The organism is Gilliamella intestini (genome assembly GCF_900094935.1).
GTDB lineage: Bacteria > Pseudomonadota > Gammaproteobacteria > Enterobacterales > Orbaceae > Gilliamella > Gilliamella intestini.
This window is the reverse complement of the sequence record NZ_FMBA01000055.1, coordinates 1-13,933: the sequence shown is the minus strand read 5'-3', so window position 1 is coordinate 13,933 and position 13,933 is coordinate 1. Positions and strand designations below refer to the sequence as shown.

The window sequence follows — 13,933 nt, the reverse complement described above, 5'->3', positions numbered from 1 at the left end:
ACACCATGGCAAACATGGAATGATGCAAAAGGGTTGGTTAAGGAAAAGCAATTGGAGAATTTATTTTACTCATCGGACACGCATTTTGTTAAAATGAAAGCCGATGAGTAATACGTGTATATCAGATTAAGTTTGAACTAATACACTCGCTAGTAATTGCAAAATAATACTTTGTGCCCTCGCCCACAGCTGTGGGCTTTTCATAGTGAATCTTTATATAGCTTTATTGCTTCTTCTATAATTTTACTTTGTGATTTACCTGTTCCGTTGCTTAACGCTATTATTGTGTCTATCGTTTCAAGCGGTAGCTTGTAGCTTTTGGGTTTTACGCCTCGCTTGTCATCACTTCTTTTTTGAATTTCAGCCCTTGATAATGCCATTTCGTCACCTTGATTTTTAATTAATCAATTGATATATTAAGGTCATCGGCGGGGATGCGCCCCCGCCTTTGATTGGTTAATAGACTGGAAATGATACCAGTACTATAACCAAGAGAATTAAGATCCGAATCATCTTTTTTCTCCCTTAAGCCCCCATCTTAGGTTGGGGGTTTACCTCATCAGTGCCTTACTGATGTTATTATTATAGTAATACCTACCAACAAGATCAACTCTTGTCTTAAATAGATTTTAAATAAAATCAAAATAAATCAATAACAAATCTGAGCTATTGGCTATTTTTATATCTGAACTTTAAAAATAAATAATCGGGGGACAAAATCGATCGGGTTACCTAAAGCGTGCTACACCCACCCGCCTACAGAGTCTTCGCATGAATTTTTTTCAGTTGGATTTTATTACAAAACAAAGCCCAAAAGCTTATTGAAAAAAGGATCTAAAAGGATCGTATAAAACTGAAATAAATGAAATACTTTTCAATATTTCTCAGTTTTTAACTTATAAAAAAGATTGGGTGAATAATTAACGTTATGACTAATAATAACATTTTTATTTTAGGCGAACAATAAACGGGTGTATCAAAATTTCAAATAAACCATAATTATTAAATAATTAAACTGAAATTTATAACGTGTATTAACTTTAGTAAGTTAAATCGAAAAAACTCTATCAATAAAAAGGCTTTGGAAAATTTTAACCGCCATTTTACCGCCACTTGCTACTTCTATAGAATTTCTCAAGGTGAAATTTATCAAATAAATTATTGATTTTTAATAATATAAGTGGTGGGTTGTGAGGGGATCGAACCCGCGACCAATTGATTAAGAGTCAACTGCTCTACCGACTGAGCTAACAACCCACTGAAAGATTACTGCGTTATTCTATATAAATCTAATCAATAATGCAAATTGTTGTTCTCATTTTATTTGTTAATAATCTTAACATAAACCTAAAAACATTAGATTTAACATCACTATATTTATAAAACCTCTCATTTGAGAGGTTTTTAATTTAATAAACTTAAAGGCTTTTTATTGCGGTATACTGCTCTTGCAGTTTGGCTTTATCGTCAATATAACCTTGTTGTTTTTCCTTTTCTTTAGCGACCACAGCGGCTGGTGCTTTATCAACAAAGCTTACGTTAGATAGTTTGTTTTCAATACGGGAAATTTCGCCATTAATTCGCTCAATTTCTTTTTCTAAACGCGCAAGTTCGTTTTCTTTATTAATTAATCCAGCCATTGGAATAAGCAATTCAGCACCATCCACCAGTTTAGTGACAGATAATGGCCCTACTTCACCTTCATCAAGTAAAACAATTTCGGATAATCTTGCTAGTGATTCAATAAAGTTGATATTATCACTAATAATTCTATGTACCGTTGGTGAGGCCTTTCTAATTAGTAATTGTAATGGCTTACTTGGTGCAATATTCATTTCTGCACGAATATTTCGCACTGCAATTACCACATCTTTTATCCAATTAATATCTGCTACCGCTTCGTCATTTACATGTTTTTTATCAAAAGCAGGCATTGGCTGTAACATAATGGTATCAGCTTTAATATCCATTAGTGGTTTTACATTTTGCCAAATTTCTTCCGTAATAAAAGGAATAATTGGATGGGCCAGACGTAATAGAGCTTCTAATACTGTCACTAATGTATGACGAGCTGCACGTTGCTGTGATTGTTCGCCATTGGCTAAAATCGATTTGGTTAATTCTAAATACCAGTCACAAAATTGGTTCCAAGTAAATTCATATAAAATATTTGCAGCTAAATCAAATCTGTAGTTATCAAATGCTTCACGATAAGATTTAACAGTTTGGTTAAATTCAGCTAAAATCCATTTATCCGCAAGAGAATAATCTAAATCTCCGCCTTTAAAACCACAATCATGCTGCTCCGTATTCATTAATACATAACGGCTAGCATTCCAAAGTTTGTTACAGAAGTTTCGATAACCTTCTAATCGTTTTAGATCCCAATTGATATCTCGCCCTGTCGATGCTAAGGCAGCTAACGTAAAGCGCAATGCATCAGTGCCATGCGCTTCAATACCATTAGGAAACTGTTTTTGAGTTCGTTTAGCAATTTTTTCAGCTAATTGAGGTTGCATCATATTGCCTGTTCGTTTTTTTAACAAGTCAGCTAATGAAATACCATCAATCATATCTAATGGATCGATAACGTTTCCTTTAGATTTTGACATTTTTTGTCCTTCTTCATCACGAATTAGACCTGTGACATACACCGTTTTAAATGGGACTTGCGGTTTTCCATTTTCATCTTTTATAAAATGCATGGTCATCATGATCATTCTAGCTACCCAGAAGAAGATGATATCAAAGCCGGTTACAAGCACATTAGTTGGGTGGAATGTGGCTAAATCATCAGTATTATTTGGCCAACCTAACGTTGAAAACGTCCAAAGTGCTGATGAGAACCAAGTATCAAGCACGTCGTCGTCTTGTTTCAGTTCAATATCATCAGCAAGGTTATTTTCACGACGAACCTCGGCTTCATCTCGGCCAACATAAACATTACCTTGCTTATCATACCAAGCAGGAATACGATGTCCCCACCATAATTGACGCGAAATACACCAATCTTGGATATCATTCATCCAAGAAAAATACATGTTTTCATACTGTTTTGGTACAAATTGGATATCGCCATTTTTTACAGCATCGATCGCAGGCTCGGCAAGTACTTTTGCACGCACATACCATTGATCAGTTAGCATAGGTTCAATAACAACGCCACCACGATCACCATAAGGAACAGTTAAATCATGGGGTTCAATTTTTTCTAAAATACCTAGTGATTCGCACGCAAAAACCACAGCTTTACGAGCAGCAAAACGCTCTAGATTTTGAAATTGCTCTGGAATAGTTGGTTCATAAGCATCGCTTGGTTCACCATGAGTATCAAACACTTCAGCTTGCTGACGAATATCACCATCAAAGGTTAAGATATTGATCATCGGTAATTGATGACGTCGCCCTACTTCATAGTCATTAAAATCATGAGCTGGCGTAATTTTTACGCACCCTGTCCCTTTTGTCATATCAGCATGTTCATCACCAACAATAGGAATACGACGATTAACAAACGGTAATATCACATATTGGCCAATCAAATCTTTATAGCGAGGATCTTCAGGATTCACCGCAACCCCTGTATCCCCAAATAAGGTTTCAGGGCGAGTGGTTGCAACAACTAAATAATCTTTACCATCGGCTGTTTTGACTCCATCAGCTAATGGATAACGCAAATGCCACATTGAGCCTTTAACTTCTCGATTTTCAACCTCAAGATCTGAAATCGCTGTGCGTAATTTAGGATCCCAATTAACTAAACGTTTGCCACGATAGATAAGGTTTTCTTGATATAGTCGAACAAAGACTTCTTTTACGGCGTTTGATAAACCGTCGTCCATAGTGAATCGTTCACGATCCCAATCGACCGAATCGCCTAAACGACGCATCTGTTTTGTAATGCTACCGCCTGATTCAGCTTTCCATTGCCAAATTTTGTCAATAAAAGCATCACGACCATAATCATGGCGAGTTTTGTTTTCTTCAGCAGCAATTTTACGCTCTACTACCATTTGCGTTGCAATACCAGCATGATCGGTTCCTGATTGCCAAAGGGTATTATGCCCTTGCATACGGTGATAACGAATTAAGGCATCCATAATTGTTTGTTGGAAAGCATGCCCCATATGTAAACTACCAGTTACATTTGGTGGCGGGATAGCAATACAGTAACTTGGTTGGGATTTATCGCCATTGGGTTTGAAATAACTACTTTCTTCCCAATGTTTATAAATAGGTTGTTCAATTTCTTGTGGATTATAAGTTGTGTTTTTCATAATTAATGCATAAATCCTGATTTAGGGCATAAAAATACCCCTATTCTACAGTAAAATAGAAAAACAATAAATTAGTAGAGCGATAATCTAAGTAGATTTAATCCATGTTTGACGATCTTATGATCCTAGCCATAATATGGGAGTGAACCAAAAGACTCCATTATTTCTGTTCTTATCTTCTTATATTGTAAAAATTTACAATATGCAGTTTCAGAATGATACATTATTTCAATTATTATTGCATATCCTTACCATACTCCTCGTATATAGCCCTTAAAACGAGTTCTGCATTTTCTAGCGTATAATATCTTATAAGATTAATTTCCTCATTAAAATAATCCACCATCGCTACCAGGCGAATAAACCACGCCTTGCCGTCTGTGGATAGATTGGATAGTTTAGGGGTATTGGTATTTGCACCCGTTTGATTGGTGTTTGGTGTTTGGTGTTTGCTGTTTGCTTTGATTGGGCTTCGGCAACTTTTTTTTCATCATAACGAGAGTTTGATGCGCTGTTCTTTTTCTAGTTGCCAGTTTTGATTTGACATGTTCATGCGCTTTGTCCATTTATTACAGGGCAAAATCACGTAGGTAAGGCTGGGTGATGCCCAGTTTATCTAATTCCGCTTCAATAATCTCTTTTTGTTGTTTCTCTTCTTCAAATAAGTCATCAACTTCGTTCCATTTGCTTAATGCTTCATCGGCATACCATTCACTTTCATATTTCACCAGTAAATGCCCTATCTGCTCCGCTGTCTAGTTTCTGCGTAATCCTTCTTTTATATTCCTATCCGTAAAAGCAGGAGGCGGTAGGTCTTTTTTTCGTTGGGTTGAATAAATCAGGGGGCCTGTTAAAAATTGGTGCAGTGCCCGCATCGCTGGCGTGTAATCTTCTAAATCCAATTTTGCCACTTTATTCTTGCTAATCTTGTCAGATAATTTACCAACCGTTGCCTTTTTCTATTAAAAACAATTTACAATTTATCTAAATATGCACAACCCTCAAATATTTCACCTTTATAATCAATAAAAATTTCATATATTGAAGTTACTTCATCAAGATTTGCCTCACAAAAATCTCCTTTAGGAAGACTACGAATTAAACCATATACACCATTTTTAGAATGAAAAATAACCACAAAATTTCTTGTTAAAGAAGAATTTTTTATATCTATGTCGATATTTATATCTTTTTCCTTTAGAGATATGAATTGCAATTTATTCTTAGTTATTTTTGCATTCCAAAATGGTTCATAACCATTCGCATAAAAGCCTATAGAGTTTTTGTTAACTGTATCCCAAAAATTATGTGGCGATAACATATCTGTTTGTTGCATTTTCTGTAACTCTGATAAATTTATCCAATCTATCATTCCATTTTTAAGATTTAAGAAATTTTGCTTACCATTTTCCGTGCTTCCTAAAGATAAATATTCTTGATAAGAAGCGTTAGTATATACCTCTTGAGCTAATAGCAAGTTAGGTAAAAGCAAAAATAATAAAATTAATTGTTTCATATTGATCCTCGCCAAAAAAGTGGACAAAAGTCGCTTGTATGATATAAACAAAAATCATAAAAGACAAATATCATAGTCAAAAAATTTAGTATCGAATTTAAACAACAATCAGTGGATTATGCGTTATCTAATGCACACCTTTCTATCAGCTAACTTGCCAACCAGCTAGGTGTGGGTAAATCAACCCTAGATAAATGGATTAGGCAACTTTCCCCGAATAAAACCAGCCGTCGAGAGTTAACCGCTGAGCAACAGCGGATTATGGCGTTAGAAAAAGAGATTAAAAAACTTAAAATGGCCAATGATATACTAAAAAAGGCGCATGTGTACTTCATCAACCATCTAAGTCGGTGAAGTACGCTTATATGAAAAATCATTTAACCTGCTATCCCGTTACTAGGATATGTTCATTACTTGGTGTCAGTTCATCGGGTTCTTTAGCCTAGCTAAAAAGAGCAAACAAATCAGCCAAACTCATCAAGTATATCCAAAAGCAGTATTGGCAACATAAAGCCCGTTTGGGTGCGCCAAGCCTGCTTCATGATGCAAGAGAAGCGGGCTATCAAGTTTCAGAAAGGACAATTAGCCGTGTTTTGCAACAATTGGGATTACGTAGTTTTAGATTGCATAGTAAAGCAGCACGTAAATTCAAGTATAAAACAGACACGGCTCATCGCAATATTGCAATGCTGATTTCAAGCAGTTATTGTTACAATATGGATTAAGGCAAAGCATGAGTCGAAGAGGAAACTGCTTTGATAATGCGGTTGTTGAAAGTTTTTTTCATACACTCAAAACACACATTATTCATGACTGTTACTACAAAACGAGGAAACAGGCTAATAAAGCTCTATTTGAATATATTGAAATCTATTATAATCGTATCGATCCTCATTCAGCCAATGGCAGGGTATCACCGCAGCAATATGAACAATAATATTACCAAAACGAAAAAATGATAGAGGCGGGCACTGTCTAATATTTTGGCGAGGGTCAATCTGGACATCAATAATTTGGAGGAGTAAAGTGATAAAATTTTTGTATATAAATTTGTTTATAATTTTATTGCCTTATGTTGCTTATGCATCAGATATTAATTTGGCTAAAAATAATTATTATATGTTGATGAAGGATAATTTAAGTGAGCAACTTCTACAAACAAAAGAAGGCAAGTTATTAGTTACAGAATTAGATAATCTAATTTTTTTGAATCAAGATAAAATAGTTCTTTGGGGATGCGATTTTAAACAAATAAAAGAAAGTTGGGAAGATATCAATAAACAATTAAATCAAAGTGGTTTTTTTAAAGATTATGATAATGAGTTAAAAAAATATCATTTAACCTTCAGAAATTTTATCAAAGTTTATACTAATAATAGAAACAGTTTATCAAATATTTGTAATAGCAGTGATCATATGAATATTATTTTACTTGATAATAATAATCTAATGATACCTTACGAAGGTGAATTGATTTTTTTTAAGCGTTTATCAGAAGAACAAGAAAATAATATCAATAATTATCATAATAATGTTAAATGCCTTGAAACTAAACGAGTTGATATGGATATTACTGATATTTGTTATTATCAAAACATGACAATATTGGATGTATATAATGCAATGAGTTTTGAACCTTCAAATTTATTTAGAAAAAAAATCAAAATAGGAGAAGATTTCTCCAGTATTTACGAAGATGATGATATGAAAGTTGAAGTTGAATATAAATGGAAAGGGAAAAATAAGCTAGAGATTGTACAATATTTTGATGGAGGAGTGACTTATTACACATTTGTTAATCAAGAAAATAGAACAAAATTAATAACTAAACTTTCGCCAGACTAAAAATCGCACAAAATAAAACAGCAACATCAATCAAACGAGCACTAATGCTGATAGCCCTAAACTGTCCAATCTATCCGTAGACAGCAAGGCGTGGTTTATTCATCCCGTGGCGATGATGGATTATTTTAAAGTTGAGACGACAAAACTTTGGCATGAGCTTTTAGAATACCAACAACGAACGTGTTATAGTTCAAACACGTTTTCTAATAAGTGGAATGGTGATTTTTGTTATGTGAGAAATTAGGGAGCTAAGACTCATACAGGTTTAGATTTATTTGCGGATATAAATACCCCTTGCTATGCCTGTTTAGATGGTGAAATAGTCCAATATAAAGAAGAAGGTGGATATGGCAATGTGCTGGTCATTAAAGTTAACGCTGAGGATTTACGTACATCAAGAAATGACTATACGCTTGAATTTACTGACAAAGACAAAAAAGAGATAGTCCAAGCCAATAATTTTAATATTAATGCTGACCATTTTTACTTACGTTATTGTCATTTAAATAATAAACTCGCAGACCTAAATGTGGGGGATAAGGTTAAATCAGGAGATTTAATTGGCTATACAGGCGATACAGGTAATGCTGAAAATGTCGTTAATCCTCATCTACATTTTGAAATTGCAATGAACCCAATATATAACCGATCTGCGACAAACAATGAACAAAAAAATAAATTAGGTTATAAAATCAACCCCGCATTGTTTGTTAATTTACAGCCAATAGACGAAGATGAACAGGAAAAAGTAAAAGATCGAAGATCAACAGAAAAAGCAGCGAAAGAAAAGGCTGAAAGAGAAGCGAAAGCCAAACAACAACGCACAAATAAAAAATAAGGAATAACAAAATGAAGTATATAAAGTGTATTTTACTCACGATATTATTAATCCCCGCTATTAGTCATGCCATATTTCGTATTTATACCGGTACTATTGGGCAAGATAATGCAGAGTTTTATTTTGACGATGACTCTGCGGTTTATCTTGATGGTAAAGAGCATCAAGTTAAACGTTTAAGTTTTATAAGAGAAAGAGAACGTAATGATAAGTTTAATTTTAAAGTTTATTACGCAAATTCTTTTAAAAAAATATTGGATAAAATAGTTATTGAGAATTTTGATTTAGGCATATTTTATCATGATGCAGACGCCTATCAATATCTAACGGGGTATTCTCTTAACGGCGATATGATAAGTTTACATAAAACATTTGAATATAAAAAATACGATGAACGTTCATTACGTGAAGCAGAATTTAACAATATCGATTATTTACAACAAGATAATACTAAGGATTTTTATTTTAAAGTGATAGTATCTAAACAAAAAAATGAAGAAGCAAAAATTGTTGGTATCAAAATATATAGCAGACATGATGGCAGGCTTATTCAAACTATTACTGGTATCAAAGGATGTGAGTTTAATAGTTATGCTAGTATCATGAATCATGAAAAATCTGATTATAATTTTGATGGCGATAATAATGATTTTTTTCTAGTTAAAGACAGATATCACGGACCTAATAGCACAGCCGAATATTACGTCTATGACAAAACCCAACAACAATTTGTTAAATTAAATCTTGAAGGCCACGCATTTCGCTTTGATTACGAAGAAAAAAGCGCCACCAGCTACAAAAACTGCCCCGGTAAAAAAAATAATGACTACATAGATTTAAGGGATATATTTCAATACACAGGCAATAACCATTACAAACGCGTCAAAACTGAATGTCTATATAGAGAGGGCGGTCATGTGAATAAAGATAATAACCGATATGAATATAGAAAACAAAGAGCCTGCAAACCTAAAGAAATAGTCGGTTGTCGAAATTATATTGATACTAGTGATTATGATGAGTATTAATAGTACTGAGCTAATTATGTAGCTGAACTCATTCGTGGTGGAAAGGGACAAAATACGACGTTACCGAGTGTCAATTCTGAGCCTGCGAATAATGAGGATTTTTTCACTATTCGCTTTATGCTTGAAAACAAGCCGTACTGGATAGTCGCCAGTAAAGTCTTCAGCCTTCTTTGTCAACTTACAGCCAATAGTTAAAGATGAACAGACAAAAGTAAGAGATAGAAGAGCAGGCTAGAAAAGAGAAAGAAGCGAAAGCAAAACAGCAAAGCACAAAATAGAAATAAATTAAGGAATACTGAAATGAATTATATCAAGCTTATTTTACTTATAATATTATTAATACCGACAATTAGCCAAGCAGAATTCTATCATATTTACACCGGTACCATTGGTCAAAATAAAGCTGAATTTTATTTTGCTGATAACCATGCTTTTTATTTTGCCGGTAAAGAGCACCAAGTTAAACATTTAAGTTTTATAAGAGAAAGAGAACGTAATGATAAGTTTAATTTTAATGTATATTACGCAGATTCTTTTGAAAAAATATTAGATAAAATATATATTGAAAATTTTAATGACTACGTTTTTGGTAGCGAGGAAAGTAGCCATCAACATCTTAATGGCTATACCCTTAATGGTGATAAGGTAAATTTACATAAAATATTTGAATATGAAAAACATAGTGAGCAACATCCATTGAGTGAAGCAGAGTTTAATAATATTGAATTTTTACAGGAACATAGTACCAAAGACTTTTATTTTAAAGTGTTGATATCTAAGAAAAAAAAGGAAGAAGTAGAGATTGTGGGGATTAATATCTATAGTAAACATGATGGTCGCCTTATTCAAACTATTACCGGTATACAAGGGTGCAAGTTTAATTCTTATGTTAGCATTATGACACATGAAGCCTTTGATTTTAATTTTGATGGTGATAATAATGATTTTTATCTGACTAAAAATAGAAATTATGGTCCTAATCAAATAGACGATTACTACGTGTATGACAAAACCCAACAACAATTTGTTAAATTAAATCTCGATGGTAATGATTTTCGTTTTGATGATGAAGAAAAAGAGGCCACTAGCTACAAAACCTGCCCAGGTAAAAAAGAAAATGACGAAATATCGCTAATCGATGATTTTAAATACATAGGAAATAATCGTTACAAACGAGTCAAAACTGAATGCCTGTATAAATCGGGGGAATATCTGAATGAAGAAAATAACCAATTTGAATATAAAAACCAAAGAGCCTGTAAACCTAAAGAAATAAAAGATTGTCGAAATTATATTGATACTAATGATTATGATGATTATTAATAGTACTGAGCTAATTATGTAGCTGAACTCATTCGTGGTGGAAAGGGACAAAATACGACGTTACCGAGTGTCAATTCTGAGCCTGCGAATAATGAGGATTTTTTCACTATTCGCTTTATGCTTGAAAACAAGCCGTACTGGATAGTCGCCAGTAAAGTCTTACACCTTAATGGCGAAGATGGGCACCTTACATCAAACATAAGTTATTGGCATAACTTTCCGTTATCATTAGATAACAACCTTTCGCCTCAGAAAAAGAAACGTAATACGGTATGTTATCCTCGTACCGTGTCTCTAATTTCATCAGAGAATGATGGCTTGATAGCGATAGAAGATGAAAAAACAAAATGGGCACAAGTGATAGCACTGGATGAGCAAACGCTACCAATACAAGGTTGGGTAAATACTAAAAGTGGTGCACAGCAACACATAAAACAAGTTAGCCCTTGGCACTGGACTGGTTTTGAAACGATAGAAGAGAAACAACAACAAAAAGCGCTTATTGAAGCGGGGGTTAGATAAACTGGGCATCACCCAGCCTTATCAGCGTGATATTGCTATGAAAAAAGTTGCCGAAGCCCAATCAAAGCAAACAGCAAACACGAACCAAACGGGTGCAAATACCACTACCCCAAACAATCTAATCTATCAACTAACGACAAGGCATGGTTTATTCATCCTGTTCAAATTATGAATATTGTTAATAAAAAATCTTATATAAATAAGAAGGAATTTATTTATAGTGATAGTATTATTCAATATCAAGTTAAAAATTTAGAACGAGGAAATATCATTGGCCCTAATGCCATTGTTTTGCATAGAACATTTTCAAAAGGAAGTGCAATTAGCCTTATTGAAAACTCATGGAAATCATCTAGGAATACAGATAATATTGGTGCGCATTTTGTTATCGATAAGGATGGAACAACTTATCAAGTTATAAGTTTGAAAAAATATGCTAATCATCTGGGAAAGATTAGACCTCGTTGTGCTCTGACTGGAAGTTGTGATTCAACCTATAAATCAAAAACCTTAAGAGAACAATATTTATCTGAATTAAAAAAAGATTATCCAGAACGTTATCCATATAACCAAGACAGTATAGGTATTGAAGTTGTTGCATGGTATGATGAAAAATAACGAAAAAATGGTATGATGCAACACCACAACAATTAAAATCAATTAGAGATTTAGTTATTTTTTTACAAAAGGAATTTAATTTAAATGATAAAGACTTGTATCAACATCAGTGCATTGCTTATAAAACAAGTGGAGAAGGTAAAAATCTTTACCCTCCTGCTGACAATTGGAACATTGACCCCAGTTGTTACTAATGCCAATAATCGTGATGAACTCAAAGTATTATCGATAGAAAAGGAAATTCTAGTAGAAATGGATAAGGACGATTACCTTTACGATTTATGTAATAAATGGAAATTAAGCAAAAAGGACATAACTCGTTTTTTCTTGACGGCACAAAAATCTATCAATTCAACTCAAATAGATTCTTTTGATCTTTATAATTGCGAAATACAAGGGGAATTATTAGTTAATGGAATAAAAAAAGAATATCAGATTAATTTAGGAGGTCTGGCAGCTATTAGGGAAAGGGGCGGAGAAGAGATAGAATTTGGTTGTTCTAAAGGTGAATGTTTGAAATATGTTTATTACGAATCTTAAGAGTAAATAGAATGAAAATAACAAATAAAAAATTTATACACAAAATTACAAACAAAAATTTTTTTATTTTTATTGTTTTATTTTATTTTAATTTTCCTTTATATGCTCAAATATGTAGTGAAACCCAATCGAATGATTTGAAAGGGCAATTTATCAATAATGATAAATTCAACGGTAAATATACATATTGCCGTTTCGATAAACCTAAAGAAGATATAATTTCACAAATTGAGTTTAGCTTGAATATAGATGGAAATGTAAATAATTATATTTATATAGGTGGAATGAATCCTTCAATTGAGATTTCAGACTTAGGAGTTATATCCATTTTTGATAAATTTGGAGGTATGCAAAGCCCTGCTAAAATAACTTATTTAACAAGTAAAAATAAGAAGTTAATTAAAATAGGAGAAATATACTTAGATTTTTCCCTTGGACAGGTTACTGATTATTCGATTGAAAATATTGATGATAATACTGATAAATTTATTGAAACTATTTTATCAAAAAAACAAGATTTTTTTATTAGCAAAGCTACCCTTTCATATACAGATTATTTTATTTTGTTTTTAGCTAATAATTTGTTAAAAACAAATATAGATACAGTTTGGAAAGATAAGTTTTATACTAAATTACTGTCAATGGGATATGAAGATATTATCACACTTTATAATCAAAATATATTTTATAAAGATTCAACTCTTTGTAAAAAAAGTCAGAATGAAAAAGATGCTTTTGGTTGTCGAATTGGTAATAATCAATTATCAATTTGCTACAATCATGTAACTCATAATTTACTGTATCGATTTGGAAATAAATCAAATATAAAATTAGAATTAATAAAAGAATTAACTAATCAAAATGAAAGTGATCATATAATAACTTTTGTTAATAAAAATACTCAATACTTAATAAATACTCAACCCCAAAATGAGTCCATTCAAATAATCCAAAATGGAAAGCGTTTAAATAATTATAAATGTGAAAAAAATACTGTTGAGCCAATGATGTTAAACAGTTTTAACTGACTATTTTAATTTTAAAATAAAAATGCAGAGAATTGATGCAATTAACTTGAAAGAAAAATTATGCAAAATATTCTTCATTTTCAGGTATTGATGTTGCAACTAATTATCTCCGGATTTCTGATAAATTATCATATTCTGCTGATTTAGCAGGTTGGTATTGGCGATATTATTGATGGGAAAGTGGGAGAAACGACAACTCTTATTATAAATTCTATTTCTGATAAAAATAAATTATTAACGCATATTACTGACATAAGGAAAGCATATTACACTAAATTAGCCATTGGCACACATAAAAAAACTATTGTAAATACCCCAAACTTAGCACACAACTCACGTAGAAAATCATGTTGCTTGTTTTAGTGTTTTATACTCAATCGGTGTCATGTTATTTAATG

Annotated in this window: 12 protein-coding genes, 1 tRNA gene and 1 pseudogene; 9 read left to right on the top strand and 5 right to left on the bottom strand. The window is 32.6% G+C overall.

Annotation, left to right across the window (positions count from 1 at the left end):
• Nucleotides 1-200: 200 nt before the first annotated feature.
• The 5 genes from GA0061080_RS10550 to GA0061080_RS10535 all read right to left on the bottom strand — a co-directional run bounded on the left by GA0061080_RS10550 (nucleotide 201) and on the right by GA0061080_RS10535 (nucleotide 5,793).
• On the bottom strand, nucleotides 201-380 hold the full coding sequence (locus tag GA0061080_RS10550; protein WP_091125311.1) for a ribbon-helix-helix protein, CopG family: 180 nt from the start codon (nucleotides 378-380) through the stop codon (nucleotides 201-203).
• Nucleotides 381-1,181: 801 nt separating this feature from the next.
• Nucleotides 1,182-1,257, bottom strand: a tRNA-Lys gene (locus GA0061080_RS10545).
• A gap of 161 nt (nucleotides 1,258-1,418) precedes the next feature.
• A complete protein-coding gene (locus GA0061080_RS10540; protein WP_091125309.1) occupies nucleotides 1,419-4,277 on the bottom strand; it encodes a valine--tRNA ligase in 2,859 nt (952 codons plus the stop codon).
• A gap of 569 nt (nucleotides 4,278-4,846) precedes the next feature.
• Nucleotides 4,847-5,005, bottom strand: a complete 159-nt coding sequence (locus tag GA0061080_RS12620; RefSeq protein WP_167349225.1) for a hypothetical protein — start codon at nucleotides 5,003-5,005, stop codon at nucleotides 4,847-4,849.
• 245 nt (nucleotides 5,006-5,250) lie between these two features.
• Complete coding sequence (locus tag GA0061080_RS10535) at nucleotides 5,251-5,793, bottom strand: hypothetical protein (RefSeq protein ID WP_091125307.1); 543 nt, start codon at nucleotides 5,791-5,793, stop codon at nucleotides 5,251-5,253.
• Nucleotides 5,794-5,865: 72 nt separating this feature from the next.
• On the opposite strand from GA0061080_RS10535, the pseudogene GA0061080_RS10530 reads away from it, so the two are divergent.
• The 9 genes and pseudogenes from GA0061080_RS10530 (at nucleotide 5,866) to GA0061080_RS10485 (ending at nucleotide 13,535) form a co-directional block, all read left to right on the top strand.
• Nucleotides 5,866-6,730: pseudogene (locus GA0061080_RS10530) on the top strand (IS3 family transposase).
• Nucleotides 6,731-6,819: 89 nt separating this feature from the next.
• Complete coding sequence (locus GA0061080_RS10525; protein WP_091125305.1) at nucleotides 6,820-7,638, top strand: hypothetical protein; 819 nt, start codon at nucleotides 6,820-6,822, stop codon at nucleotides 7,636-7,638.
• Nucleotides 7,639-7,993: 355 nt separating this feature from the next.
• A complete protein-coding gene (locus tag GA0061080_RS12615; protein WP_167349224.1) occupies nucleotides 7,994-8,476 on the top strand; it encodes a M23 family metallopeptidase in 483 nt (160 codons plus the stop codon).
• A gap of 11 nt (nucleotides 8,477-8,487) precedes the next feature.
• Nucleotides 8,488-9,504: a hypothetical protein gene (locus GA0061080_RS10515; RefSeq protein WP_091125301.1), complete on the top strand. Its 1,017-nt coding sequence runs from the start codon at nucleotides 8,488-8,490 to the stop codon at nucleotides 9,502-9,504.
• A 300-nt stretch (nucleotides 9,505-9,804) separates the two neighbouring features.
• Complete coding sequence (locus GA0061080_RS10510; protein WP_091125298.1) at nucleotides 9,805-10,827, top strand: hypothetical protein; 1,023 nt, start codon at nucleotides 9,805-9,807, stop codon at nucleotides 10,825-10,827.
• 117 nt (nucleotides 10,828-10,944) lie between these two features.
• A complete protein-coding gene (locus GA0061080_RS10505; protein WP_091125296.1) occupies nucleotides 10,945-11,349 on the top strand; it encodes a hypothetical protein in 405 nt (134 codons plus the stop codon).
• A 168-nt stretch (nucleotides 11,350-11,517) separates the two neighbouring features.
• Nucleotides 11,518-11,967, top strand: a complete 450-nt coding sequence (locus tag GA0061080_RS10495; RefSeq protein WP_091125292.1) for a peptidoglycan recognition protein family protein — start codon at nucleotides 11,518-11,520, stop codon at nucleotides 11,965-11,967.
• Between the two features lie 84 nt (nucleotides 11,968-12,051).
• Nucleotides 12,052-12,507, top strand: coding sequence for a hypothetical protein (locus tag GA0061080_RS10490; RefSeq protein WP_091125289.1), 456 nt, complete (start codon nucleotides 12,052-12,054; stop codon nucleotides 12,505-12,507).
• 11 nt (nucleotides 12,508-12,518) lie between these two features.
• Nucleotides 12,519-13,535, top strand: a complete 1,017-nt coding sequence (locus tag GA0061080_RS10485) for a hypothetical protein (RefSeq protein WP_091125287.1) — start codon at nucleotides 12,519-12,521, stop codon at nucleotides 13,533-13,535.
• Nucleotides 13,536-13,933 lie beyond the last annotated feature (398 nt).